This is a genomic window from Nocardioides sp. AX2bis (assembly GCF_902506435.1).
Taxonomy (GTDB): domain Bacteria; phylum Actinomycetota; class Actinomycetes; order Propionibacteriales; family Nocardioidaceae; genus Nocardioides.
Window position 1 is genome coordinate 755803 of the sequence record NZ_LR733215.1, and the last position, 24611, is coordinate 780413.

The window sequence follows — 24611 nt, forward strand, 5'->3', positions numbered from 1 at the left end:
CGACGCCGTCCGCCCCGGGGCCTGGAGACCCGGGGCGGACGGCGCCCACCTCCCGGTGCTCAGGCGGCCGGCAGGTCCTCGGCGTCGACGATCCGGTAGGCGTACCCCTGCTCGGCCAGGAACCGCTGCCGGTTCTGCGCGAACTCCGCATCGACGGTGTCGCGGGCCACCACGGCGTAGAAGCGGGCGGTCTGGCCGCCGGCCTTGGGCCGCATCAGCCGGCCCAGGCGCTGGGCCTCCTCCTGGCGGGAGCCGAACGAGCCGGAGACCTGGATGGCCACCTCGGCCGAGGGCAGGTCGATCGAGAAGTTCGCGACCTTGCTGACCACCAGCAGGCCGATCTCGCCGGAGCGGAACGCCTCGAAGAGCCGCTGGCGCTCCTTGACCGTGGTGTCGCCCTTGATCAGCGGGGCGTCGAGGGTGGCGGCGAGCTCGTCGAGCTGCTCGATGTACTGCCCGATCACCAGGGTCGGCTGCCCGCGGTGGCGCTCCACGAGCTCGCGGACCACGCTGGTCTTGTGCGGCGTGCAGGCGGCCAGCCGGTAGCGCTCCTCGGGCTCGGCGGTGGCGTAGACCAGCCGCTCGTTCTCGGGCAGCGTCACCCGGACCTCGACGCAGTCGGCCGGGGCGATCCAGCCCTGCGCCTCGATGTCCTTCCACGGGGCGTCGTACCGCTTGGGGCCGATCAGGCTGAACACGTCGCCCTCGCGGCCGTCCTCGCGCACCAGGGTGGCGGTCAGGCCGATCCGGCGACGGGCCTGCAGGTTCGCGGTCATCCGGAAGATCGGCGCGGGCAGCAGGTGCACCTCGTCGTAGACGATCAGGCCCCAGTCGCGGGCGTCGAGCAGCTCGAGGTGCGGGTAGACGCCCTTGCGGCGCATCGTGAGCACCTGGTACGTCGCGATGGTGACCGGGCGGACCTCCTTGACGGCCCCGGAGTACTCGCCGATCTCGTCCTCGGTGAGGCTGGTCCGCTTGATCAGCTCGTCCTTCCACTGCCGCGCGCTCACGGTGTTGGTGACGAGGATCAGCGTGGTGGCCTTGGCGTGGGCCATCGCGGCCGCGCCGACCATGGTCTTGCCGGCCCCGCAGGGCAGCACCACGACGCCGGAGCCGCCGTTCCAGAAGGAGTCGGCGGCGTCGCGCTGGTAGTCGCGCAGCTGCCAGGAGGTCTCGTCGAGGTCGATCTCGTGCGCCTCGCCGTCGACGTAGCCGGCCCAGTCCTCGGCCGGCCAGCCCAGCTTGAGCAGGGCCTGCTTGAGGTTGCCGCGCTCGGAGGCGTGCACCACGACGGTGTCGTCGTCGAGGCGGGCGCCGAGCATGCCCTGGACCTTCTTGGCGCGCAGCACCTCCTCGAGCACGGGCCGGTCGGTGCTCGACATCACCAGGCCGTGGGTCGGGTGCTTCTCCAGGCGCAGCCGGCCGTAGCGCGCCATCGTCTCGGCGACGTCGACCAGCAGGCTGTGGGGCACGCTGTAGCGGCTGAACTCCAGCAGCGTGTCGACCACCTGCTCGGCGTCGTGCCCGGCGGCGCGGGCGTTCCACAGCCCCAGGGGGGTCAGCCGGTAGGTGTGGACGTGCTCGGGGGACCGCTCGAGCTCGGCGAACGGCGCGATCGCCTTGCGGCAGTCCGCCGCCCGCTCGTGGTCGATCTCGAGCAGGAGGGTCTTGTCCGACTGGACGATGAGGGGGCCGTCGTTCACCCCGGAAGCCTACGAGCCCGGCAAGCCCCCCGGTCACCCGCAGACGCCGATATGACGCTCGCGGACAGCCGAGATGACGCTCGCGGCGCCTCCAGATGACGGTTCCGGCGCCCCGGCCCGCCCCCGGCCCGGTCCGGGCTCAGTCCGGGACGGCCTGGACCGAGTGGATCCGGTGCACCGCGAAGGAGCGGACGTCGTCGGCGCGGTGGTCGTAGGCCACCAGGCTGCCGCCCTCGACCGAGCGCGGGTCGACCAGCCGGTCCGAGCGGGTGCCCTGGTTGTCGACGTAGGTGATCAGCACCGCCTCGCCGGCCTCGACGGCCTCGCGCAGGGCGGTGAGCGCCCCCGACGGGGTCAGCGAGGCGGGTGCGGCGCCGGCCTCGCCGCCGGTACGCACGCGCCCGGCCCGGTCGCCGGAACGGACCGCGCTGACCACGGCCCCGGCGGCGGCGCCCTGGCGCGCCGAGCGCACGGCGGTGGTGCGCTCCCGCGGGGCCCGCGCCCGCAGCAGGTCGGGCCGCGTCACCTGCACCGTGCCGTCGGCCGCCTCCACCACGGGCGCCGCACCGATCTCGCGCAGGCGGGGGAGCAGCACGTCGAGCGGGGTGTCGCTGACCACCACCGTCGGCGCGATCCGGCGCAGGCCGAGCGAGCCGGCCTTCGGGTGGTGCACCAGCGTGGTGAGCGCGGCCTCGTCGTCGGAGCGCAGGAACGCCTCGGCGTGGCCGAGCCGCACGGTGCCGTAGGTGCGCACGGTGTCGTCGACGAGGTACGTCAGCGGCTGCGGCACCGGGGTCCGGGAGATGGTGCCGAGGAACTCGTGCACCTCCGCGGCCGACCAGCCCACGTCGAGCGCGCGCCGCACCGACGCCGGGGTGAAGCGGTAGGTGGTCGCGCCGCCGCGCGACTCCACGTCGGCCAGCAGCTGCAGCCGACGGGCCAGCGACGACTCGAGCGGACCGGGGGCGACCGCGGTGAGGTCGGCCTGCACCAGCACGTGGTCGACCGGCTCGGGCAGCAGGTCCGCGAGGACGGGGCCGGGGTCCTCGCCGGCGACGAGCAGCGCGGCGTACGACGCGAGCCCGCCGAGCGCGACCAGCCCGAGCGAGGCGGCCTCGGTGAGGGCGTCGGCGAGCTCCTGCTCCCGCGCCGCCGGCCGCCGGGGCCGCAGCCAGCGCACCCGGGAGACCAGGGAGGGCACGCCGGTGCCCGCCGCGAGCACGGTGCCGTCCTCGAGGCCGTGCAGCGCGGCCAGCGCCATCGCGCGCGACTCGGTGACGGTGCGGCTGGTCAGACCCGGGGCCAGCGCGTTGCGGGGTTTGTCGGACTCGTCGCGGGTGCCGACGAGCGCGGGGGCGCGCGGCGTGGTCAGCCACGCGCGGGCCAGCGCGGCCCAGCGGGTGGAGGTGACCTGGGTCGACCAGGCGTCGAAGGCGTCGGTGGGCACCCACAGCGCGTTGCCGTCCCCGCCCGCGCGCTGCGCCAGCAGCCCGGCCGCGCCGGCGACCTCCACCAGCAGCGACGCGGTCGGCTCGTCGACGTGCAGCAGCCGTGCGGTCGCCTTGAGGTCGCGCACCCCGAGCCCGCCGCTGCGCAGCGCCGGCGCCGGGTCGGTGCCCCAGTGGTCCAGCAGGAGCTCGACCCGGCGGACCGTCTCGAACGCGGCACCGGCCGCGGTGCGGTCGACCAGGGCCGGCGAGCGCTCGGCGGTGACGAGCGGGGGGACGGCGTCGACCGGGTCGCGGGTGGTCCGACCCCCGCGCAGGACCAGGCCGACCTGGCCCGGCAGGACCACCGCGGACCCGCCGCGGGAGACCAGCAGCCGTCGGGCCAGCAGCTCCTCGGCCGGCGTGGCGGCGTCCTCGGCCGTCACCCGCAGCCGCGAGGCGCCGGCCGTGGCCTGGCCGCCGGAGCCCTCGACGTGGTCGAGCAGGGCGCGCGCCGCGGCGGAGAGCTGCGTGAGCAGCGGCGGCACCTCGTCCGCGTCGGGCGCCTCGGCGGCCGCCGGCAGCAGGCCGCTGACAGCCGCCCAGGCCGGCGCGAGGGCCAGGCCCTCGGCGACGCCGGACAGCGCACGGACCCCGGTCGGGGTCCACCAGGCCAGCGCCAGGTCGACCACGCGGTCCAGGGCCGCACCCGCCGCGGTCCCGTCGGCGTGCACCACCGCGAGCACCTCCTCGCGCGACGCGGGGCCCACCAGGGCGACCGCGTCCAGCACGTGCAGCTCGAGCCGGTCCAGCAGGTCCAGCGCGCGGAGCAGCGAGACCCGTACGGTGGCCCTCGACGCCAGCTGACCGAAGTCGTGAGGAGCCGGGGTGGCCAGATCGGGACGTGCGAGGAGCAGCCGGGTGAGACGTACGTCGTCCCACCCGCGCAGCTGGTCGGCCAGGGAGCGGTGCCCCGGGGCCTCGGTAGGAGTGCCCATCGGGCCAACGCTACCGACTCCCCGCGGCGGGGGTGCAGGGTGAGCGCCCCCGAGCAGGTCCGACTGGTGCACGGCGCGACCTCGCACGTCGGCCTGGTGCGCGAGGCCAACGAGGACTCCCTGCTGGTCAGCCCGCCCGTCTTCGTGGTCGCCGACGGCATGGGCGGCCACGACCGCGGGGACGTGGCGAGCGCGCTCGCCGTCGAGTCCCTGGCCGTCCTGGCCGGCCAGGAGCAGGTGGACGCGCGCGCCACCGCGGACGCCGTCGACGCCGCGCTGCGGGCCGCCCAGCAACGCGTGGCGGCCTACGACGCGGAGCAGCGGGCCGGCGGCGCACGCCGCTTCGCCTCCGGCACGACGGTGGTCTCCGCCGTGCTCAGCGCCTACGACGGCGCCCCGGTCTGGGTGGTCAGCAACCTCGGTGACTCCCGGGCGTACGGGTCCGACGGCACGTCGCTGGTGCGCCTCAGCGTGGACCACTCCCTGGTGCAGGAGCTCCTCGACGCCGGCTCGATCGCCCCCGAGCAGGCGCGCGAGCACCCCGAGCGCCACGTGGTGACCCGCGCGCTGGGGGCCTCGGGCGCCGTCGGCGCCGACCACGTGCTGGCGCGCCTCGACGTCGCACCCCGGCTGCTGCTGTGCTCCGACGGCATCACCGACCTCGTCGACGACGACACGATCGCCCGGCTGCTGGCCGCCGCACCGGGCCCCCAGGAGGCGGCCGACGCCCTGGTGGAGGCCGCGCTGGCCGCGGGCGGGATCGACAACGCGACCGCGGTCGTGGTCGACGTGGTGGGATGGACCGCCCCCGCCGCGGGGCGCCACGCCGCGACCGAGGTCCTGCCCGAGGGAGTGCCCGAGGCCGCGACCATGCCCATGCCCGTGCTCGACTGAGCACCTCCCGAGAGCGGAGACCCCGGTGACCGACACCGCCCCGACCTGGTCCTACGAGCCGGGGGAGCACCTCGCGGTGCTCGGCCCGCAGCTGGCCGTCGTCGTGCCCGCCGACCAGCCCGCCCTCGCCGCCCGGCTCTGGCGGGTGGTGGACGGGGGCGGCGACCTGCTCGCGGTCGTCGACGTCCTGGCCGCCGGTGGTCTCGGCGCGCTGGCCGGCGCGGCCGTGGTGGCGTGGGAGGGCGGTGACCGGCTGACGGTGCTGGCCCGCGGCACGGACCCGCAGGTCGTCGTGCGCAGCGGCGACGGCACCGCCCTGGTCGACGGCACCGGTGTGCGCACCTGGACCGAGCGCTCCTTCGAGCGGGTGCGGTCGGTGTCGGTGCTCGCCGGCGACCGCGGTCAGGAGGAGCAGGACGGACCGGTCGAGGTGCTCGGTCTCGGCGCGGGTCTGGTCCGCGTCTCCCGGGTCGCGCGGACCGTGACCGACCCGCTCGGCGGGGACGGGCCGGGCGCGGACACCGAGCCCGACCCGGTCACCGCCCCGGTGGCGCAGGGCCCGGTCGAGCCGCCCCAGCCGACGCTGCCCCCGGCCGACCAGCCGACCGAGGCGCACACCGTGCTGCCGGGGCCCTGGGGCCCCGCCCAGGCGCGCACGCCGCTCCTGCGGGTCTCGGACGGGCGGGAGGTGGTCGTCGACGCGGTGGTCGTGGTCGGGCGCTCGCCCGGTCCGCGCGACCGGCACGCGGGGGCGCCGCCGCGGATGCTGCGCCTGGAGAGCCCCCAGCAGGAGATCTCGGGCACCCACCTCGAGGTCCGCCCCGGCACCGGGCCGGACGCCGGTGCGGCGGTCGTGACCGACCTGGGCTCGACCAACGGCACGGTCGTCGAGCACGTCGACGGGCCACCGGAGGCGCTCGTGCCCGGGGTGGGCGTCGCGCTCGGGCCGGGGGCGGTGGTCCACGTTGGCGACGGGGTCACCCTGACCCTGCTCGGCCCCGGGGACTAGTCGCGCGGCCCGGGTCCCGCGGCCGGGGGCCCTACTCGGCCGCGCTGGGTGCCGGTACGTCCGCGAAGGCGTCCGGGCGGGAGACGAAGCGCGCGTGGCTGGGCGGCCAGGCCAGGGCGAAGACCTTGCCGACCACGAGGTCGTCGGCGACGTAGGCGTCGGACTCGTCGCAGTCCTCGCCCGGCCGCACGCACAGGCGTACCGAGGAGTCGGCCGAGGCGCTGCGGTTGTCGCCCATCACGAACAGCGAGTCGGCCGGCACGGGCCCGGCCTCCCAGTTGCACGAGCCTCCGGCCGGCATCGGCCCGTCGCAGAGGCGCTGCGGGGCGATGAAGTCGGACTCGTCCACGGGTTCGCCATTGATCTCCAGGCGGCCCTGCTCGTCGCAGCAGCGGATCACGTCGCCCTCGACGCCGATCACGCGCTTCACCAGGTGCCCGCCCGAGGGGTACAGCCCGATCGCGGACAGCGCCCGGGTGGGCAGGGAGGTGGGGCCGGAGTCCTCGCTCGGGCCCAGCCAGTCGCCCGGGTCCTCGAAGACCACGACGTCGCCGCGCTCGGGCGTCCCGTCGAACCAGTACGACGGCTTCTGCACCAGGATCCGGTCGTTGACGACCAGTCCGGGGCGCATCGAGGACGACGGGATGTAGAAGGCCTGGACGAAGAAGGTCTTGATGACCAGCGCGAGGACCACCGCGACGACCAGCAGGACGATGGTCTCGGCCCAGAGCGGCAGCTTGCGGCGGGCTCCGGAGGTCACGGGGGCAGAGCGTACGTCACCACGCGGCGGGCCGGAGGCGGTATGCGCACCCCGCCCGGCGGCTGGCTACCGTGGATCGCCGTGACCCAGGTCTGGTACGTCTCCTACGGCTCGAACATGTCCGCGGCCCGCCTCGCCTGCTACCTCGAGGGCGGGTGCCCGCCGGGCGGCTCGGCGGCCAACCCGGGCGCCCGCGACCGCACCCTGCCGACCCGGTCGGTGCCGGTCGACCTGCCCGGGACGACGTACTTCGCCGGCGACTCGCCGCAGTGGGGCGGCGGGGTGGCGTTCTACGACCACGACACCCCGGGGCCCACGGCCGCCCGCGGCTACCTGGTCACCCGCCAGCAGCTCGCCGACATCGCCGCGCAGGAGATGTACCGCGTCCCCGCCGACGGCGACCCGCTCGAGCAGGTGCTCCTCGAGCCGCTGCCCGCCGGCCGGCACACGGTCGGCCCCGGCCACTACGAGACGCTGGTCGAGGTCGGGCGCCACGAGGGGCTGCCGATGATCACCTTCACCTCCCCCCACGGCACCCACGCCGTCCCGCACGTCGCGCCCGGGCAGGCCTACCGCGACACCCTGGCGACCGGCCTGCGGGAGAGCCGTGGCTGGGACGAGGCGCGGTCGGCGGCGTACCTCGACACCCTCCTGCCGAGATGACGCTCGCGGACAGCCGAGATGACGCTCGCGGACAGCCGAGATGACGCTCGCGGCGCCTCGAGATGACGTTTCCGGCGTCAGGGGCGGCGGCGCGGGGGCTTCCGGGCGGTGACGACGACCTCGCCCGGCGCCATAGCCCCAGGAGCCGCTGCCGTCACGACCACCTCGTCGAGCAGCGCCTCGCCGAGGGCGGCGACCACCCGCCCGGCCGCGGTCGCGGGGACGGTGGCGACCAGACGGGCGTACGGGCGCAGGCCCGCGCGGAGCATGCGGGCGGTGCGGACCGGGTCGGTGGTGGTCGCCAGGACCCCGGGCGCCCACGCGAGGTCGTAGGCCTCGAACGGGAGGGTGGCCTGCTCGAGGTCGGCCTGCTCGTAGAGGACCCGCTCCTGGTCGCCCCCCGCCCGGGCGGCGACCGCGCGGGCGCGGCCCAGGGCATCCGGGTCCAGGTCGAGCGCGAGCACCGACCGCGCGCCTGCACCCACCAGCCACCGGGCGACCGCGCCGTCACCGCAGGCCAGGTCGACCACGTCGGCCCCCGTCACGTCGCCCAGCACGTCGCTCAGCGCACGGCCCAGCGCGTCGACGACCGGCTCACGGGCGTCAGGGGTCACGGCGCGACGACGACCGGGACCCGGGACCGGCTCCGGTCACCCCCGCGCCACACGACGTAGCCGTCGTCGGCGCGTGCCGGGCCCGTCCGGGTGATCGTCCAGGTCGCGGTCTCGCCCGGTCCGAGGCGCACGGCGAGCGGCCGGACCTGCACCGCGGTGGAGAAGGCCCGTGCCTCCGAGGAGAAGTAGAGGGCCTCGTCCGCGGTGTTGCGGATCGTGCGGGTGGCGACGCGGTCACCGCCGGCCAGCAGCACGGAGGGCGTGTTGGGCGCCCGCCCGTCACGCTCCAGCCAGGCGCGGTAGCCACCCACGGGCTGCGGGTAGTCGAGGCGGACGTCGGCGGCCCGGTCGGCGTCGACCCCGCCGGCGCCCGAGGTCAGCGGCGACCCGCCGCTCGCGGCCAGCGCGCGGGTGGCCAGCGCCGAGCGGACGCGGACGGCGTCCCAGCCGGGCTCGCGGGCGCGCAGGGCAGCTGTCGCGCCGGCCGTCCAGGCGGTGGCCGCGGAGGTGCCGGCCACGACGCTCCACCCCGGGCCGCCGTCGGCGGTGGGGACGGCCCCCAGCAACCCGCTCCCGGGGGCTGTCAGGTCCGGCTTGAGGACCGCTCCCGCGGGGTCGCCCGCCGCGGACCGTGCGGCGGGCCCCGAGGCGCGGTCGCGCCCGGTGACGACGAGGGCCGCCCGGGCCTGCGGGGTACGCCGCAGCGCACGCAGCAGGGTGCGGCCGTCGGCGGCCGCGAGGTGGACGGTGGGCACGCTGTGGAAGTCGGCGAACAGCGAGCGGCCGCTGCGGTTGACGAGCACCATGCCGGCACCGTCGGCCAGGGCGACGGTGCCGGACTTGTCGACCCGCCCGACGGAGCCGCGCTCGCACACCACCACGGCGCCCGACACGACGGAGGCGTCCAACGACCCCGGGGCGCAGACCGCGGCGCGACCCGGGGCGGTGCCCTCCGCCGCAGCCGCCCGACCGAGGACGAGCGGTCCCGGGGGCAGCCCGTCCCTCGCGGCGGTCAGCCCGCGCAGCGTGGGCCCACCGACGACGCGGACCAGCCCGACCGGCTCGGACCCGGGTGCGGCCCCGACCGTGGTGACCCAGGGGACGTCGTGCGCCGCGGGGAGCGCCGGGTCGTTGCCCGCGGCCGCGAGCACGGCGACGTCGGCCTCGGCCGCGCCCAGCAGGGCCCGCTCGAGGGTGTCCACCGCCGCGCCGGCGGCGGTCCCGCCGCCGACCGAGAGGCTCAGCACGTCGACGCCGTCCTCGACCGCCCGGTCGACCGCGGTCACGAGGTCGGCCGTCGAGCAGCCGTCGTCGTCGGGGTCGGGGGCGCTCCAGCACGCCTTGTAGACGGCGAGGCGGGCGTCGGGCGCCTGCCCCCCGGTCGTGGTCGGCAGCTGGCCCGGGACCCGGACCGGCACGCCCGCGTTGCCGGCGGCGATCGAGGCCATCTGGGTGCCGTGGCCGAGGTCGTCGCGCGGCGAGATGCTGCTGCCGGAGCGGAGGGACTCGCGCCCGAAGCCCTCCACGAACCACTGCGCCCCCGCGATCTTGCCGCCGCAGTCCGAGGGGGCCCACCCGGCGTCGCCGGCGCCGCCGGCGCAGCCGCCGGTGAAGCCCGCCGGCTCCCTGCCGAGCGAGGGCAGCGTGGCGAACGAGGCCGAGCGCGGTGCGATGCCGGAGTCGACGACGCCGACGACCGTGCCCCGCCCGCCGGCGGCGGGCCCGCCGCCCCCTGCCCCGGAGGGGCGAGCAGCAGCGGCGCGGGCGCCGGCAGGGGCGCCGGCCAGTGGGCGTACGTCGTCGGCCTCGACCAGGGTCACCCGCGGGTCCGCGGCCAGCAGCCCGGCCTGGCCGCGGTCGAGCCGGACTGCGACCCCGTCGAGCGCGGTCGTCCAGCGGTAGACCGGGGCTGGCGCGCCCACGGCGGCGAGCACGGCGTCCTGGCGCTCCCGCATCTGCTCGCGTGCGACCGCGTCGCTGCCGGAGCGCCCGGACGTGCCGGGGCCGGTCAGCGTCACCAGGTGCAGGCGGGTCGAGGGGTCGCCGACCGCGGTGCCGTGGTCGGCGCCGGCCGGTGCCGCGGCGAGGAGGGTGGCCCCGACCCCGCCGGCCAGGACACCGGTCAGGGCGGCGACGAGGGCGACGGCGACGCCGCCGCGCGCGCGGCGTAGGCCGGTCGTCCCTGCGGTCCGCGGCACGTCGCCCCCTGCATCTCCCCGGCCCAGAAGAGGCCCGGCTGTCGTCGGAACCTCCCATTGTGTCCCACCCGCCCCACCGGTGCACGCGATCGTCCCTCCTACCCTGTCCGGCATGAGCACGACGATCGGGTTCGACCTCGACATGACCCTGATCGACACCCGCCCGGGGTTCCGGGCGACGCTGGCCGCGCTGGGCGACGAGCTCGGGGTGGCGCTGCCGCTCGACGACCTGTCGGAGCGCCTCGGTCCGCCCCTGGACGCGACGCTGGGGCCGTACGTCGACGCCGCCGCCCTGCCGGCCGCGATCGCCCGCTTCCGGGTGCTCTACGTCGACCACGCGATCACGCCCGTGGCGGTGCTGCCCGGCGCCCACGAGGCCCTCGCCGCGGTGCACGACCGTGGGGGCCGGGTGGTGCTCGTGACCGGCAAGTACGCCCCCAACGCCCGCCGCCACGTCGACCACCTCGGTCTCGCGGTCGACGTCCTGCACGGCGAGGTCTGGGGCGTGGGCAAGGCGGCCGCGCTGCGGGAGGAGGGCGCGGTGGCCTACGTCGGCGACCACGTGCACGACGTCGAGGGCGCCCGGGCGGCCGGCGTGCTCAGCGTGTCGGTGCCGAGCGGGGGCTGTGACGCGGCGGAGCTGCACGCGGCCGGGACCGACGTGGTGCTCACCGACCTGGCCGACCTCGCCGGCTGGCTGGACGCCCGGTGGCCGGGCGGGCTCGCCGCGACCGGCCGGTAGTCTCCGAGGTCGCTCCCGGTCCCGGGAGCCTCAGACCGGGAGGATGCCGCCGTGCCCACTGGCAAGGTCAAGTGGTTCGACACCGAGAAGGGCTTCGGGTTCCTCTCGCAGACCGAGGGCCCGGACGTCTACGTCCGCGCCGAGGCGCTGCCCGAGGGCGTCACCACGCTCAAGGCCGGCACCCGGGTCGAGTTCGGCATCGCCCAGGGCCGCCGGGGGGACCAGGCGCTGCAGGTGCGCGTGCTGGACGCGCCCACCTCGGTGGCGCGCAACCAGTCCCAGGCCAAGCGCCGCCGGCCCGACGAGATGGTCCCGATCGTCGAGGACCTGATCCGGCTGCTGGACGACGTGGGGGAGTCCTACCGCCACGAGCGGCACCCGGACCCGCGCACGGCCCGCCCGACGGCGAAGCTGCTGCGCGCGCTGGCCGACCAGCTCGAGCAGTAGCCCGACCGCCCGAGCGGCCCGCGCGCGACCTCAGAGCGGCGCGAGCCGGCCCTCGTCGGCCTGCGAGCGCGGCCGTCCGAGGAGCACGAACGCCGACCAGGCGACCAGCACCGCGCACGCCAGGCCCAGCCCGAGCTGCGGCACCAGGGGCAGCACGATCCCGACGAAGCCGCCGACGACCCAGGCCAGCTGCAGCGTGGTGTCGCTGAGCGCGAACGCGCTGGCCTGCACCCGGGCCGGCACGCCCTCCTGGATGGTCGCGTCGAGCGACACCTTGCCCAGCGACTGCGCCAGGCCGGCCACCAGCCCCAGCCCGAAGAGCGTCGGCAGGCCGTAGAACAGCGCACCGAGCAGCGCGATCGCGGCGTCGGCGAGCAGGGCGACGACCACCATCGTGGCGGGGTCGATCCGCTTGGCCAGCGAGGCCGCCAGGATGCCGAGCGCGTTGCCGATGCCGGCGCCGGCGGCGACGACGCCGAGCAGCAGCTCGGGACGGTCCTCCCACCCGTCGATCGGGTTCTCGCGCAGCAGGAACGCCATGAACATGATGAGGAACCCCGACATCCACCGCGGTCCGCAGTTGGCCCGCAGCGCGAAGGCGACCGACGCCGGGATGCGGGTGCTCCGCCGCTCCCGGGCCCTGCGTCGGGCACCCTCGCGTCGCGTCTCGTGGGGCGCCTCGTGGAGCGGCTGCTCCAGGGTCGGGTCGGTGGCCTGCTCGGCGGTCCGGCCGGCGGTCTGCTCGGCGGTCAGGTCTTCCGGGTGGGGGTCCGGCTCGAGCCCGGCGTCGGGGTCCAGCGGCCCCCCGTCGTACGACGCGGGGACCACCTGGAGGGGCACGGTCGGCTCGGCGGCCGCGACGTCGCGCCGGTCCGCACCGGGCCGCAGGTCGCGGTCCCCCTCAGGGTCGGGAGCGTGGTCCGGGCGCTCCCGCATCGACATGGCCGCCTCGCCCTCCGAGGAGTCGACCCTGCCCGGCAGCAGGATCGCCAGCACCGTGGCCACGACGAACAGCAGGAAGGCGTAGCGCAGCGCCCACTCCGAGCCGGCCGTCGCGGCCAGGGCGGCGATCGGCGCCGAGACCAGCGCACCGACGATGCCCGAGAGCGACACCCGGCCGTTGGCCTTGACCAGGGTCAGCGACGACGGCAGCAGGCGGGGGACGGCGGCCGCGCGGGTCACGCCGTACGCCTTGGACGCCACCAGCACGCCGAGGGCGGCGGGGAACAGCAGGGCGGAGTCGCTCGTGACGGCGCCCGCGAGGACCCAGCAGAAGAACGCGCGCAGGGCCATCGTCGCGCCGATCGCCCAGCGCCGGCCGTGGCTGAAGCGGTCCAGGAACGGCCCGATCAGGGGCGCGACGATCGCGAAGGGCAGCATCGTCAGGACCAGGAAGAGCGTGACCTGCCCGCGGGCCTCGCCGGTCGGGACCTGGAAGAACAGGGTGCCGGCCAGGGCGATCGCGACCGCGGCGTCCCCGGCGGTGTTGAAGGCGTGCATCTCGATCAGCCGCGAGAGCCCGGACTGGTCCGCGCCCTCCGCGCGCGCCGCGCGCCGGGCCTGGAAGACGGTGAAGCGGCCGGCGCGACCGGTCACCCGGGCCGCGCCGCCGACGCCACGACCGGTCGCCCGGACCCCGCCCGCCACGCCGCTGCCCAGGCCCCGGGCCACCCGGCCGGCCCGTCCCGCCCGGCCGGTCGGCGGGGTCGTCGGCGGGGTCGCCGACGGGGTCGCCGGCCCCTCCTGCGGACCCGGGTCGGTCCCGGAGGGGGAGGTGCCGGGGTGGTCCGAGCTCATGGGTCCATCCTGCCTCTCCCGGGGACGCCGTCGTGGGACACCCCGACCCCCGCGCTGGAACCGTGCGGCCCGATCCGTCACACTCTGCGGCGTGAGGACCCTGACGCGACGCCCGCCCGACGCGACCGCCGCCGGTGCGGTCGACCTCGCCCGCTCGGCGCTGCTGGAGGAGGTCGGGGCCGGCGACGTGGGCGACCACCTCGGCACCGACAACGAGGGCGACCGTCTGGTCACGCACCGCTTCGGCTGCACCCGCACCGGCTACCGCGGGTGGCACTGGTCGGTCACGGTGGTCCGGGCCTCCCGCCAGAAGAACGTCACGGTCGACGAGATCGTGCTGGTCCCCGGCGACGAGGCCATCGTGGCCCCGGCCTGGGTGCCCTACCGCGAGCGGATCCGCCCCGGTGACCTCTCCCCGGGCGACCTGCTGCCGGTGGAGGAGGAGGACCCGCGCCTGGTCCCGACCTACTCCTTCGGCGACGACCCCCTGGACGCCGACGAGAAGGCCCAGGTCCGCCAGGTCGCCGGCGACCTCGGCCTGGGCCGGGTCCGCACCCTCTCGCCGGAGGGCCGCGACCTCGCCGCCGAGCGGTGGTACGACGGCGACCCCGGCCCCGAGGCCCTGATCGCGAAGTCCGCGCCCCAGTCCTGCGACGGGTGCGGCTTCCTGGTCCGCCTGGCCGGGCCGCTCTCGCTCATGTTCGGGGTGTGCGCCAACGGCGACGCCAACGACGACGCCCGCGTGGTGTCCCTGGACCACGGGTGCGGCGCGCACTCGGAGGCCTCGCTGGGCCGCAAGCACGACCCGCAGCCGCTGCCCGAGCACGTCCTCGACACGCTCCTGGACGACGTCGAGACCTTCTAGGGCGCGGCCCCGGCCTCGGTCCCGTCCTCAGGCAGGGGCGACGCGGTCGGTGGTGCGGGCGAGCACCCACACGGCGTAAGCCTGCGCGGGCGGGTGCAGCTCGTAGGAGCCGTACCGGGCGTCGACGTGCAGCCCTGCGGCCGCCGCGTCGGCAGTGAAGTCCTCGGGCGCGTAGTCGCGACTCGTGGTGGGGCCGTCCACCGGGTGGAAGCCGACCAGCACCCGGCCACCGGGCGCCAGGAGGTCGTGCAGGCGCCGCAGCACCGCGACCTCCGTGCCCTCGGCCACGAAGACCATCACGTTGCCGACGGCGACCACGAGGTCGTAGGCCTCCGGTGCGCCCGCCGCCGCCAGCATGCCGGCGTCCACGTCGAGCACGTCGACCGGCAGCACCGCCAGGTCGGGGTAGGTGGCCTGCGCCCGGGCCACCAGACCGGCGTCGGGCTCGACGGCCAGGACGTGGTGCCCGCGCTGCTGCAGCGCCGCCGCGACGCGACCCATGCCGGCGCCGGCGTCGAGCACCCGCGCCCCCCGGGGGCACAGGGCGTCGGCCAGCCGGGCCTCGCCGTCGACGTCCTCGCCGTCGGCGACCAGCGTCGCGAAGGTCTCGGCGTAGTAGTCGTTGTCGGACCCGCCGGCCGCCCAGCGGGTCGGAGGGGCGGTCACGGTCCGGGGACCGGCGGGTCGGTCGGCACCGGGGGCTCGGGGGCGACGGCCGTCGCGGCCTCGGCCGCGTCGACCTGCACCTCGCGGTCCCGGCGGACCCGACGGTGCCGGCGGCAGTACTCCAGGCCGAGGAAGCCCAGGCCGACCCCCGCCAGGCAGGTCCACAGCCACCACAGCCGGCCCGAGGACTCCAGCTGGCCGTAGAAGGGCAGCAGGGCCAGGAAGGTGAGGAGGAAGAGGGCGATGCCGACCTCGACGGTGCGGACCCCGTCGACGTCCAGCGGCTCGACGTCGGCGACGAGGTAGGTACGACGGCCGATCTCGTGCGCCACCGGTTGGTCGTCGCGCAGCTCCACGGGCCTCACGCTAGCCGAAACACACCCGTCACCAGCGCGGTCCCCGGTTCTGGCACCCTGCTGCCGTGACGCACACGCCCAGCGCCCCGAGCGCGCGCCCCACCGGCCTCGACCGGTTCTTCTCGATCTCGGCCCGTGGCTCGACCGTGGCCAGGGAGCTCCGCGGCGGTGTCGTCACCTTCGTGACGATGGCCTACATCGTGGTCCTGAACCCGCTGATCCTCGGGTTCGTGCCCGACATCGACGGGCAGTTCCTCGGCGGTGGCGCCGAGCCGAACCTCCCGGCGATCGCGGCGGGTACGGCGCTGGTGGCCGGCGTGATGAGCATCCTGATGGGGACGGTGGCCAACTTCCCGCTGGCCATCGCCACCGGGCTGGGCCTGAACGCCTTCGTCGCGGTCGCGATCGCGACCCAGATGACCTGGGCCGACGCGATGGGCCTGGTGGTCATCGAGGGCCTGCTGATCCTGGTGCTGGTGCTGACCGGCTTCCGCGCCGCGGTGTTCCGGGCCGTGCCCGGGCAGCTGAAGGTCGCGATCTCGGTCGGGATCGGGCTGTTCATCGCGCTGATCGGCTTCGTCGACGCCGGCTTCGTCTCCCGCATCCCCGACGTCGCGCAGACGACCGTGCCGGTCCAGCTCGGCACCGGCGGGCAGCTGCAGGGCTGGCCGGTCGCGGTCTTCGCGATCGGGCTGGTGCTGGTCGTCGCGCTGTGGGTGCGGCAGGTCCGCGGGGCGATCCTGATCGCGATCGCCGCCGCGACCGTGCTGGCCGTGGCGGTCGAGGCCGTCCTCGGGCTCGGCTCGGCCGCCGAGAACGGCCCCGGCGGCTGGATCCTGACCGTGCCGAGCCTGCCGGACTCGTTCGGCTCGCTGGCGGCCCTGCCGGACTTCGGCACGCTGGGGGAGTTCAACCTGCTGGGGTCCTTCGACCGGATCGGCGTCGTGGCCGCGCTGCTGCTGGTCTTCAGCCTGATGCTGGCCGACTTCTTCGACACCCTCGGCACGATGACCGCGATCGGGGCCGAGGGCGGGCTGCTCGACGCCGACGGCACGCCCCCGCGCACCCAGCAGATCCTGGTCGTCGACTCCCTGGCCGCGGTGGCCGGCGGTGTCGGCGGGGTCTCCTCCAACACCAGCTACATCGAGTCGGCCGCCGGGGTCGGCGAGGGTGCCCGTACGGGCCTGGCCTCCGTGGTCACCGGCGTGCTGTTCCTGCTCACGGTCTTCCTGGCGCCGCTGGTCGCCGTCATCCCCTCGGAGGCGGCCGTCCCGGCGCTCGTGCTGGTGGGCTTCCTGATGATGCAGCAGGTCGGCGAGATCACCTGGTCCGACCCCGAGATCGCGATCCCGGCGTTCCTGACCATCGTGCTGATGCCGTTCACCTACTCGATCAGCGTCGGCATCGGCGCCGGCTTCGTGGCCTTCGTGCTGATCAAGCTGGTGATGGGCAAGCCCCGCGAGATCCACCCGCTGATGGGCCTGGTGGCCGCGCTGTTCCTGGTCTACTTCGCGATCGAGCCCCTCACCGCCCTGCTCACCTGAGCCGAGATGACGCTCGCGGACAGCCGAGATGACGGTTGCGGCGCGTCGAGATGACGATTCCGGCGCGTGCCAGGGTGGTCCGGTGCTGCCGCCGACGTCCCTGAGCCTGCACCGACCGACCCGTCCGACGGGTGCGGCCGTCCTGGTCCTCGCCGGCTCGAGCGGGGCCCGGGAGGACGACCGGGCCGCCCTGCTCGCCGAGCACGGCGCGGTGGCACTGGCGCTGCGGTGGTTCGGCGGCCCGGGACAGCAGCCGGCGCCGTACGACGTCCCGCTCGAGACGTTCCACGTGGCGGTCGACCTGCTCGAGCGGGAGGGCGACCGCCTCGGGGTCCTCGGCTCCTCCTTCGGTGCCGAGGCCGCCCTGCTGACGGCCGCCCGCGACCCCCGCCTGCTCCACGTGGCGGCGCTGGCTCCCACCCCGGTGGTGTGGGCGGGCACCGACGAGGCGCCGGGCCACCTCGCACTGGACCTGGCGTGGCGACCCGGTGCCGTACGTGCCGTTCGACGCGACGTGGGTGCCGAGCACGGACCCGCCCGCGTTCCGCACCCTCTACGAGCAGAGCCTCCGCGCCTCGGCCGACCGGGTCCCCGCGGCGAGCATCGCCGTCGAGGACGTCCGTGGCGAGGTGCTGGTGGTGGGCGGCGAGGACGACCAGGTCTGGCCGGGGGCCGACTTCGCCCGGGCCGTGGCCGACCGGCGGCGCGCCCACGGGCTCGACACGGCGGTCGTCACCGCGCCGGGGGCCGGCCACCGGGTCGTCCTGCCGGGGGAACGTCCCGTACGCCGGGGGCGCGCCATGGCCCGGGGCGGCACCCCGGCCGCCGACGCCGCGCTCGGGCTCGCCGCCTGGCCACACCTGTGCCGCGTGCTCGGCCTGCGCACGGAGGAGCCCCGATGACGACCCCGATCGCCACGCTCGACCTCGGCCGACAGCGGTACGCCGTGCACCGCGCGCGCCGCACGGACCTCCCGGCCCTGGTCCGGCTCCTGCGCGACGACCCGCTCGGCCGGACCAGGGAGGGGAGTGACGTCGGGCCGTACGAGACCGCCTTCGAGTCCGTCGACCGCGACCCGGCGCACCTGCTGGTCGCCGTCCGGGACGCCGACGACGCGGTGGTCGCGACGCTCCAGCTGACCCTGCTCCCGGGGCTGTCGCGCGGGGGAGCGACCCGGCTGCAGGTGGAGGGCGTCCGGGTCCACGCCGACGTCCGGGGAGCCGGGCTGGGTGCGGCGCTGCTGACCTGGGCGGCTGCGTGGGGACGCGAGCAGGGAGCGACGCTGGCGCAGCTGACGACCGACGAGCGGCGCCCGGACGCGCGCCGCTTCTACGAGCGGCTCGGCTGGGTCGCCACCCACACCGGCATGAAGCTCCCCCTCGCCTGACCCGGACCGGCACCCCGGGCACCCCGGGCGCGCCGGAACCGTCATGTCGCCGCGCCGCAACCGTCATCTCGGTGCGCCGCAACCGTCATCTCGGCTGTCCGCGGGGGTCATCTCGGCGGAATGCTTAGCAAGAGCAATGACTTATGCTCATGACATGCCGACCGTCGCCCACGCCGCCCGCACCGACGCGGGGCTCGCCTCCGAGCTCCGCCTCTCCGTCATGCGCCTGCGTCGCCGGCTCTTCACCGAGCGCCACCCCGACAACGAGCTCTCGCTCGGGGCGATGACGGTCCTCGGCTGCCTCTTCCGCCACGGCGACCTGCCGGTCGGCGAGCTCGCGGCCCGCGAGCTGGTCCAGCCGCCGAGCATGACCCGCACCGTCAACGCCCTGGCCGACCTCGGCCAGGTCGAGCGACGCCCCCACGACAGCGACCGCCGCCTGGTCGTCGTCCACCTCACCGACCTCGGCCGCGCCACGGTCCTGGCCGACCGCCGTCGCCGCGACGCCTGGCTCGCCCGCCGCCTGCGCGACCTGACCCCCGAGGAGCGCGACGTCCTGCGCCGGGCCGCCCCGCTCCTGGAGAGGCTGTCCAGCTAAGTGAGCCCCACCTTCCGCTCCCTGGCCCACCCCAACTACCGCCGCTACGCCGCCGGCAACCTGATCTCGAACACCGGGACCTGGATGCAGCGCGTGGCCCAGGACTGGCTGGTCCTGCTGCTGGCGACCAACGACGCCGCCGCGATCGGCATCACCACCGGGCTGCAGTTCCTGCCGTTCCTGCTGCTCTCGCCGTTCGCCGGCCTGGTCGCCGACCGGATGCCCAAGCGCCGGATGCTGCAGCTGACCAACATCGGCATGGCCGCACCCGCGATCGTCCTGGGCCTGCTGGCCGTCACCGGGACGGCCCAGCTCTGGCACGTCTACGTTCTGGCCTTCCTGCTCGGGGTGGCCTCGGCCTTCGACGCCCCGGCCCGGCAGTCGTTCGTGTCCGAGATCGTCGACGCCGACGACCTCTCCAACGCCGTGGGCCTCAACTCCGCCGGGTTCAACGCAGCCAGGCTGATCGGCCCCGCGGTCGCCGGCCTCTCGATCGCCGCGCTCGGCTCCGGCGTGCAGGCCACCGGGTGGGTGATCCTGCTGAACGGGCTGTCGTACGCCGCCCCGGTCTGGTGCCTGGCCGCGATGGACCCCCGGCTGCTGCACGTGGCCACCCCGGTGGGTCGCAGCCCCGGGCAGATCCGGGAGGCCGTCTCGTACGTCCGCGGCCGCCCCGACCTGCTGCTGATCATGGGCGTGGTGCTCTTCGCGGGCATGTTCGGGCTGAACTTCCAGATGACCTCCGCGCTGATGGCCACCGAGGTCTTCGACAAGGGGTCGACCGAGTTCGGGCTGCTCGGGACGTTCCTGGCCGTGGGGTCCCTCGGCGGGGCGCTGGTCGCGGCCGGCCGGGTCCGGGTGCGGCACCGGCTGGTCGTGGGGGCCGCGCTGACCTTCGGCGCCGTCGAGGTCGTCGCCGGCCTGGCCCCGGTCTACTGGGTCTACGCGGCGCTCTGCCCGGTCCTCGGCCTGACCGCGCTGACGATGATGACCAGCGCCAACACCTTCATGCAGATGAACACCGACGACGGCATGCGCGGGCGCGTGATGGCGCTCTACCTGATGATCTTCATCGGCTCGACCCCGATCGGAGCGCCCCTGATGGGCTGGGTCGGGGAGGTCCTCGGCGCCCGGTGGACCCTGATCGGCGGGGGAGCGGCCACCATGCTCGGGGTCGGGGCGACCAGCGCCGCCTACCTGCTGCACCACCGCCGTACGCTCGCGCGTGGCGGGCCGGACACCGACGACCGCGACGGCGACCGCGACGAGGCCCGGAGGGCCGCGGCCGCGTTTTGACCCTCCTGGGGCCGCCCGGTAGCCTCGGTTCTCGTGTCTGGGTCACCCAGACCGTCGAGCGCGCCCCCGAGGGTCCCGAACCGGGTCCCACCCGCAGATCTGACGAGTACGGCCCTCCAGGCCGCTCGCGGGCGGGGTGCGGTCCGCGGCACACACAGCAGCAGCGCAGTACCGCCGTGCCCGGCAGGTCGCCGGGTTCTGATGAGCAACAGGAAAGAGAACCACCAGGTGCCCACCATCAACCAGCTGGTCCGCAAGGGCCGTGCCGACAAGGTGTCGAAGAACAAGACGCCTGCGCTCAAGGGTTCGCCCCAGCGCCGCGGTGTCTGCACCCGCGTCTACACCACCACCCCGAAGAAGCCGAACTCCGCCCTGCGCAAGGTCGCCCGCGTGCGCCTGTCCAGCGGCGTCGAGGTCACCGCCTACATCCCCGGGGTCGGCCACAACCTCCAGGAGCACTCCATCGTGCTCGTCCGCGGCGGCCGGGTGAAGGACCTCCCCGGCGTCCGCTACAAGATCATCCGCGGCTCGCTGGACACCCAGGGCGTCAAGAACCGTAAGCAGGCCCGCAGCCGTTACGGCGCGAAGAAGGAGAAGAGCTGACATGCCGCGCAAGGGTCCCGCTCCGAAGCGCCCGATCGACATCGACCCGGTCTTCGGGTCCCAGCTGGTCAGCCAGCTCGTGTCGAAGGTGCTCATCGACGGCAAGAAGCAGGTTGCACAGCGCATCGTCTACACCGCGCTCGAGGGCTGCCGCGAGAAGAACGGCACCGACCCGGTGATCACGCTCAAGCGTGCGCTGGACAACGTGAAGCCGGCCATCGAGGTCAAGTCGCGCCGCGTCGGTGGCGCCACCTACCAGGTCCCGATCGAGGTCAAGGGCACGCGCGGCACCACGCTCGCGCTGCGCTGGCTCGTCGGCTACGCCGCGGACCGTCGTGAGAAGACGATGGCCGAGCGACTGATGAACGAGATCCTCGACGCCTCCAACGGCCTCGGTGCCGCGGTGAAGAAGCGCGAGGACACCCACAAGATGGCCGACTCCAACAAGGCCTTCGCCCACTACCGCTGGTGACCCCCGGGCGCCGGCCCCCGACGTACGACACGGGCCGGCCGGCCCCGACCACCCCCGTCCTCGACGCAAAGGAAGCGTGAGCCCTCGTGGCTGTCGACATCACCACAGACCTGAACGTGGTCCGCAACATCGGGATCATGGCGCACATCGACGCCGGCAAGACGACCACCACCGAGCGGATCCTCTTCTACACCGGTATCTCCTACAAGATCGGTGAGGTCCACGACGGCGCGGCCGTCATGGACTGGATGGAGCAGGAGCAGGAGCGTGGCATCACGATCACCTCCGCCGCCACCACGTGCTGGTGGAAGAAGCACCAGATCAACATCATCGACACCCCCGGCCACGTGGACTTCACCGCCGAGGTCGAGCGCTCGCTGCGCGTCCTCGACGGCGCGGTCGCGGTCTTCGACGGCGTCGCCGGCGTGGAGCCCCAGACCATGACGGTCTGGCGCCAGGCCAACAAGTACTCCGTGCCGCGGATGTGCTTCGTCAACAAGCTGGACCGCACGGGTGCGGACTTCTTCCGCTGCGTCGACATGATGGTCGACCGGCTGAACTCCACCCCGCTGGTCCTGCAGCTGCCGATCGGTGCCGAGTCCGACTTCCTCGGGGTCGTCGACCTCGTCGGGATGCGGGCGCTCACCTGGCGCGGCGAGACCACGATGGGTGAGGACTACACCGTCGAGGAGATCCCGGCCGAGCTGGCCGAGCAGGCCGCGGAGTACCGCGAGAAGCTGCTCGAGACCCTCTCGGACGCCGACGACGTGATCATGGAGAAGTTCCTCGACGAGGGCGAGTTCTCCGTCGAGGAGATCGAGGCCGCGATCCGTCGCGCCACGCTGGCCGACAAGGTCAACCCGGTCCTGTGCGGCACTGCCTTCAAGAACAAGGGCGTCCAGCCCCTGCTCGACGCGGTCGTGAAGTACCTCCCCTCGCCCCTCGACGTCGAGGGCATCGTGGGCCACTCGGTCAAGGACGAGGACGTCGAGATCGTCCGCAAGCCCTCGGACGACGAGCCGTTCTCCGGCCTGGCCTACAAGATCGCCTCCGACCCGCACCTCGGGAAGCTGATCTACATCCGCGTCTACTCCGGCAAGCTGGAGGCCGGTTCGACCGTGGTGAACTCGGTCAACGGCCGCAAGGAGCGGATCGGCAAGGTCTACCAGATGCACGCCAACAAGCGTGAGGAGATCGCGTCGGTCGGCGCCGGGCAGATCGTGGCCGTGATGGGTCTGAAGGACACCAAGACCGGTCACACCCTCTCGGACCCCCAGCACCAGGTCATCCTCGAGTCGATGACGTTCCCGGCCCCGGTGATCGAGGTCGCGATCGAGCCCAAGACCAAGAGCGACCAGGAGAAGCTGGGCACCGCGATCCAGCGCCTCTCCGACGAGGACCCCACGTTCACCGTCAAGGCGGACGAGGAGACCGGCCAGACCATCATCGCCGGCATGGGCGAGCTCCACCTGGAGATCCTGGTCGACCGGATGCGTCGCGAGTTCCGCGTCGAGGCCACCGTCGGCAAGCCGCAGGTGGCCTACCGCGAGACCATCCGCAAGGAGGTCGTCAAGCACTCCTACACCCACAAGAAGCAGACCGGTGGGTCGGGGCAGTTCGCGAAGGTCGTCATCAACCTCGGGCCGAACATCGACCCCGAGACCGGCACCGGCGCGGGCTACGAGTTCGTCAACAACGTCTCGGGTGGCCGCGTGCCCCGCGAGTACATCCCCTCGGTCGACCAGGGTGGGCAGGAGGCCATGGAGTTCGGCGTCCTCGCCGGCTACCCCATGGTCGACGTGAAGTTCAGCCTCGAGGACGGCGCCTACCACGACGTCGACTCCTCCGAGCTGGCCTTCAAGATCGCCGGGAACCAGGCCTTCAAGGAGGCCGCCCGCCAGGCGAAGCCGGTCCTGCTCGAGCCGATGTTCGCCGTCGAGGTCATCACCCCCGACGACTTCCTCGGCACCGTGATCGGTGACATCAACAGCCGTCGCGGCCAGATCCAGGCGCAGGAGGAGCGGCACGGCGACATGGTCGTCAACGCCCTCGTGCCGCTGTCGGAGATGTTCGGGTACGTTGGCGACCTGCGGTCGAAGACCTCGGGTCAGGCTTCCTACTCGATGGAGTTCGACTCGTACGCCGAGGTTCCCACGAACGTCGCCGACGAGATCATCAAGAAGGTGCGCGGCGAGTAGCGTCCGCGCTCCTCGGCACACGCACACACGTACGAGTCAGTCAACAGACACATCAGGAGGAGCCACAAGTGGCTAAGGCGAAGTTCGAGCGGAACAAGCCGCACATCAACATCGGCACCATCGGTCACATCGACCATGGCAAGACGACGTTGACCGCAGCGATCTCGAAGGTCCTGCACGACCAGGACCCGGTCGGCAACCCCAACACCGAGGCCTTCGACATGATCGACAAGGCCCCGGAGGAGCGTCAGCGCGGCATCACGATCTCGATCGCACACATCGAGTACCAGACCGCGGGTCGCCACTACGCCCACGTCGACTGCCCCGGTCACGCCGACTACATCAAGAACATGATCACCGGCGCGGCCCAGATGGACGGCGCGATCCTCGTGGTCGCCGCCACCGACGGCCCCATGCCCCAGACGCGTGAGCACGTGCTGCTCGCCCGCCAGGTCGGCGTGCCCGCCCTGGTGGTCGCGCTCAACAAGTGCGACATGGTCGACGACGAGGAGCTCATCGAGCTCGTCGAGATGGAGGTGCGCGAGCTCCTCTCCGAGTACGAGTTCGACGGCGACGACATCCCCGTCGTGCAGGTCGCTGCCTTCCCGGCGCTGAACGGTGACGAGAAGTGGGGCCAGTCGGTCCTCGACCTCATGCAGGCCGTCGACGACTACATCCCGACCCCGGCCCGCGAGACCGAGAAGCCCTTCCTCATGCCCGTCGAGGACGTCTTCACGATCACCGGTCGCGGCACGGTCATCACCGGTCGCATCGAGCGCGGCATCGTCAAGGTCAACGAGGAGGTCGAGATCATCGGCATCCGCGAGAAGTCGCAGAAGTCGACCGTGACCGGCGTCGAGATGTTCCGCAAGCTCCTCGACGAGGGCCAGGCCGGCGAGAACGTCGGGCTGCTCCTGCGCGGTACCAAGCGCGAGGACATCGAGCGCGGCATGGTCGTCATCAAGCCGGGCACGACCACCCCGCACACCAACTTCGACGCGAGCGTCTACATCCTGTCGAAGGAGGAGGGTGGCCGTCACACGCCGTTCTTCAACAACTACCGTCCCCAGTTCTACTTCCGGACCACGGACGTGACCGGTGTCGTGACGCTGCCCGAGGGCACCGAGATGGTGATGCCCGGTGACAACACCGAGATGACCGTCGAGCTGATCCAGCCGATCGCCATGGACGAGGGCCTGCGCTTCGCGATCCGTGAGGGTGGCCGCACCGTCGGTGCCGGCCGCGTCACCAAGATCACCAAGTGACGCACCCCGCGACCTAGTCGCACCTGCACCACCACGAGAGGCCTCGCCCGTCGGGCGGGGCCTCTCGTGCGTCCAGCAGCCCTGCACCGCCCCCCGTACCCCCCAGCCC

At 74.3% G+C, this 24611-nt stretch carries 23 protein-coding genes; 15 read left to right on the forward strand and 8 right to left on the reverse strand.

All coding sequences use genetic code 11. The features are described 5' to 3' along the window. Window positions 1–59 precede the first annotated feature (59 nt). Together GV155_RS03625 and GV155_RS03630 are read right to left on the reverse strand one after the other, a co-directional pair. Complete coding sequence (locus GV155_RS03625) at window positions 60–1703, reverse strand: DNA repair helicase XPB (protein ID WP_160005324.1); 1644 nt, start codon at window positions 1701–1703, stop codon at window positions 60–62. A gap of 139 nt (window positions 1704–1842) precedes the next feature. Then, window positions 1843–4128, reverse strand: coding sequence for a helicase C-terminal domain-containing protein (locus tag GV155_RS03630; protein WP_160005326.1), 2286 nt, complete (start codon window positions 4126–4128; stop codon window positions 1843–1845). A 39-nt stretch (window positions 4129–4167) separates the two neighbouring features. On the opposite strand from GV155_RS03630, the gene GV155_RS03635 reads away from it, so the two are divergent. After that, on the forward strand, window positions 4168–5022 hold the full coding sequence (locus tag GV155_RS03635) for a PP2C family protein-serine/threonine phosphatase (protein WP_236553931.1): 855 nt from the start codon (window positions 4168–4170) through the stop codon (window positions 5020–5022). Between the two features lie 25 nt (window positions 5023–5047). Beyond that, on the forward strand, window positions 5048–6031 hold the full coding sequence (locus tag GV155_RS03640) for an FHA domain-containing protein (protein WP_160005330.1): 984 nt from the start codon (window positions 5048–5050) through the stop codon (window positions 6029–6031). A gap of 31 nt (window positions 6032–6062) precedes the next feature. Here the strand turns inward: GV155_RS03640 and lepB are convergent, their stop codons facing one another. Beyond that, window positions 6063–6791, reverse strand: coding sequence for a signal peptidase I (lepB, locus tag GV155_RS03645; protein WP_236553933.1), 729 nt, complete (start codon window positions 6789–6791; stop codon window positions 6063–6065). Window positions 6792–6872: 81 nt separating this feature from the next. On the opposite strand from lepB, the gene GV155_RS03650 reads away from it, so the two are divergent. Then, window positions 6873–7454 carry a histone deacetylase gene (locus tag GV155_RS03650; protein ID WP_236553935.1) on the forward strand — a complete coding sequence of 194 codons (582 nt, stop codon included), beginning with the start codon at window positions 6873–6875 and terminating at the stop codon, window positions 7452–7454. Between the two features lie 77 nt (window positions 7455–7531). On the opposite strand, the gene GV155_RS03655 is transcribed toward GV155_RS03650, so the two are convergent. Then, entirely contained in the window at window positions 7532–8068 is a 537-nt protein-coding gene (locus tag GV155_RS03655) for a class I SAM-dependent methyltransferase (protein ID WP_160005332.1), read from the reverse strand. Beyond that, window positions 8065–10266: a S8 family serine peptidase gene (locus GV155_RS03660; protein WP_160005334.1), complete on the reverse strand. Its 2202-nt coding sequence runs from the start codon at window positions 10264–10266 to the stop codon at window positions 8065–8067. Before GV155_RS03660 ends, GV155_RS03655 begins: the two co-directional genes overlap by 4 nt. A gap of 112 nt (window positions 10267–10378) precedes the next feature. Between GV155_RS03660 and GV155_RS03665 the strand changes: the two genes are divergently transcribed. Continuing rightward, window positions 10379–11008 (forward strand): HAD family hydrolase, encoded by a 630-nt coding sequence (locus GV155_RS03665; protein ID WP_160005336.1) that lies wholly within the window; start codon window positions 10379–10381, stop codon window positions 11006–11008. 51 nt (window positions 11009–11059) lie between these two features. Beyond that, a complete protein-coding gene (locus GV155_RS03670; RefSeq protein ID WP_160005338.1) occupies window positions 11060–11455 on the forward strand; it encodes a cold-shock protein in 396 nt (131 codons plus the stop codon). A gap of 30 nt (window positions 11456–11485) precedes the next feature. Here GV155_RS03670 and GV155_RS03675 read toward each other — a convergent pair whose 3' ends face one another. Continuing rightward, window positions 11486–13252 (reverse strand): MFS transporter, encoded by a 1767-nt coding sequence (locus GV155_RS03675; RefSeq protein ID WP_160005340.1) that lies wholly within the window; start codon window positions 13250–13252, stop codon window positions 11486–11488. 91 nt (window positions 13253–13343) lie between these two features. Here GV155_RS03675 and GV155_RS03680 point away from each other — a divergent pair, with 91 nt between their 5' ends. Beyond that, window positions 13344–14117: a DUF3027 domain-containing protein gene (locus GV155_RS03680; protein WP_236553936.1), complete on the forward strand. Its 774-nt coding sequence runs from the start codon at window positions 13344–13346 to the stop codon at window positions 14115–14117. A gap of 27 nt (window positions 14118–14144) precedes the next feature. On the opposite strand, the gene GV155_RS03685 is transcribed toward GV155_RS03680, so the two are convergent. Next, window positions 14145–14783 (reverse strand): class I SAM-dependent methyltransferase, encoded by a 639-nt coding sequence (locus GV155_RS03685; protein ID WP_160005344.1) that lies wholly within the window; start codon window positions 14781–14783, stop codon window positions 14145–14147. Next, window positions 14780–15139, reverse strand: a complete 360-nt coding sequence (locus tag GV155_RS03690; protein WP_236553938.1) for a DUF2530 domain-containing protein — start codon at window positions 15137–15139, stop codon at window positions 14780–14782. The genes GV155_RS03685 and GV155_RS03690 overlap by 4 nt, the downstream gene beginning before the upstream one ends. Before the next feature lie 65 nt (window positions 15140–15204). On the opposite strand from GV155_RS03690, the gene GV155_RS03695 reads away from it, so the two are divergent. From GV155_RS03695 to tuf, 9 genes are all read left to right on the forward strand, one after another. Next, complete coding sequence (locus GV155_RS03695) at window positions 15205–16683, forward strand: NCS2 family permease (RefSeq protein ID WP_160005346.1); 1479 nt, start codon at window positions 15205–15207, stop codon at window positions 16681–16683. 488 nt (window positions 16684–17171) lie between these two features. Next, window positions 17172–17585 carry an acyl-CoA thioester hydrolase/BAAT C-terminal domain-containing protein gene (locus tag GV155_RS20385; protein WP_201300044.1) on the forward strand — a complete coding sequence of 138 codons (414 nt, stop codon included), beginning with the start codon at window positions 17172–17174 and terminating at the stop codon, window positions 17583–17585. Next, the gene (locus GV155_RS03705; RefSeq protein ID WP_160005348.1) at window positions 17582–18070 is read left to right on the forward strand and encodes a GNAT family N-acetyltransferase; all 489 of its coding nucleotides are present in this window, start codon (window positions 17582–17584) and stop codon (window positions 18068–18070) included. The genes GV155_RS20385 and GV155_RS03705 overlap by 4 nt, the downstream gene beginning before the upstream one ends. A gap of 154 nt (window positions 18071–18224) precedes the next feature. Then, window positions 18225–18668 carry a MarR family winged helix-turn-helix transcriptional regulator gene (locus tag GV155_RS03710; RefSeq protein WP_236553940.1) on the forward strand — a complete coding sequence of 148 codons (444 nt, stop codon included), beginning with the start codon at window positions 18225–18227 and terminating at the stop codon, window positions 18666–18668. Then, complete coding sequence (locus GV155_RS03715; RefSeq protein WP_160005352.1) at window positions 18669–19964, forward strand: MFS transporter; 1296 nt, start codon at window positions 18669–18671, stop codon at window positions 19962–19964. Between the two features lie 228 nt (window positions 19965–20192). Then, window positions 20193–20567, forward strand: a complete 375-nt coding sequence (gene rpsL, locus GV155_RS03720; RefSeq protein ID WP_160010795.1) for a 30S ribosomal protein S12 — start codon at window positions 20193–20195, stop codon at window positions 20565–20567. A gap of 1 nt (window position 20568) precedes the next feature. Beyond that, window positions 20569–21039 carry a 30S ribosomal protein S7 gene (gene rpsG / locus GV155_RS03725; protein WP_160005354.1) on the forward strand — a complete coding sequence of 157 codons (471 nt, stop codon included), beginning with the start codon at window positions 20569–20571 and terminating at the stop codon, window positions 21037–21039. A gap of 86 nt (window positions 21040–21125) precedes the next feature. Beyond that, complete coding sequence (fusA, locus tag GV155_RS03730) at window positions 21126–23237, forward strand: elongation factor G (RefSeq protein WP_160005356.1); 2112 nt, start codon at window positions 21126–21128, stop codon at window positions 23235–23237. A 68-nt stretch (window positions 23238–23305) separates the two neighbouring features. Further along, window positions 23306–24502, forward strand: coding sequence for an elongation factor Tu (gene tuf, locus GV155_RS03735; protein ID WP_160005358.1), 1197 nt, complete (start codon window positions 23306–23308; stop codon window positions 24500–24502). The last annotated feature ends 109 nt before the right edge of the window (window positions 24503–24611 follow it).

Coding starts and splice junctions, on each gene's coding strand:
- GV155_RS03630 (WP_160005326.1), bottom strand. CDS start 4,128: ATGGGCACTCCTACCGAGGCCCCGGGGCACCGCTCCCTGGCCGACCAG.
- GV155_RS03665 (WP_160005336.1), top strand. CDS start 10,379: ATGAGCACGACGATCGGGTTCGACCTCGACATGACCCTGATCGACACC.
- GV155_RS03675 (WP_160005340.1), bottom strand. CDS start 13,252: ATGAGCTCGGACCACCCCGGCACCTCCCCCTCCGGGACCGACCCGGGT.
- GV155_RS03705 (WP_160005348.1), top strand. CDS start 17,582: ATGACGACCCCGATCGCCACGCTCGACCTCGGCCGACAGCGGTACGCC.
- GV155_RS03710 (WP_236553940.1), top strand. CDS start 18,225: ATGCCGACCGTCGCCCACGCCGCCCGCACCGACGCGGGGCTCGCCTCC.
- rpsG (WP_160005354.1), top strand. CDS start 20,569: ATGCCGCGCAAGGGTCCCGCTCCGAAGCGCCCGATCGACATCGACCCG.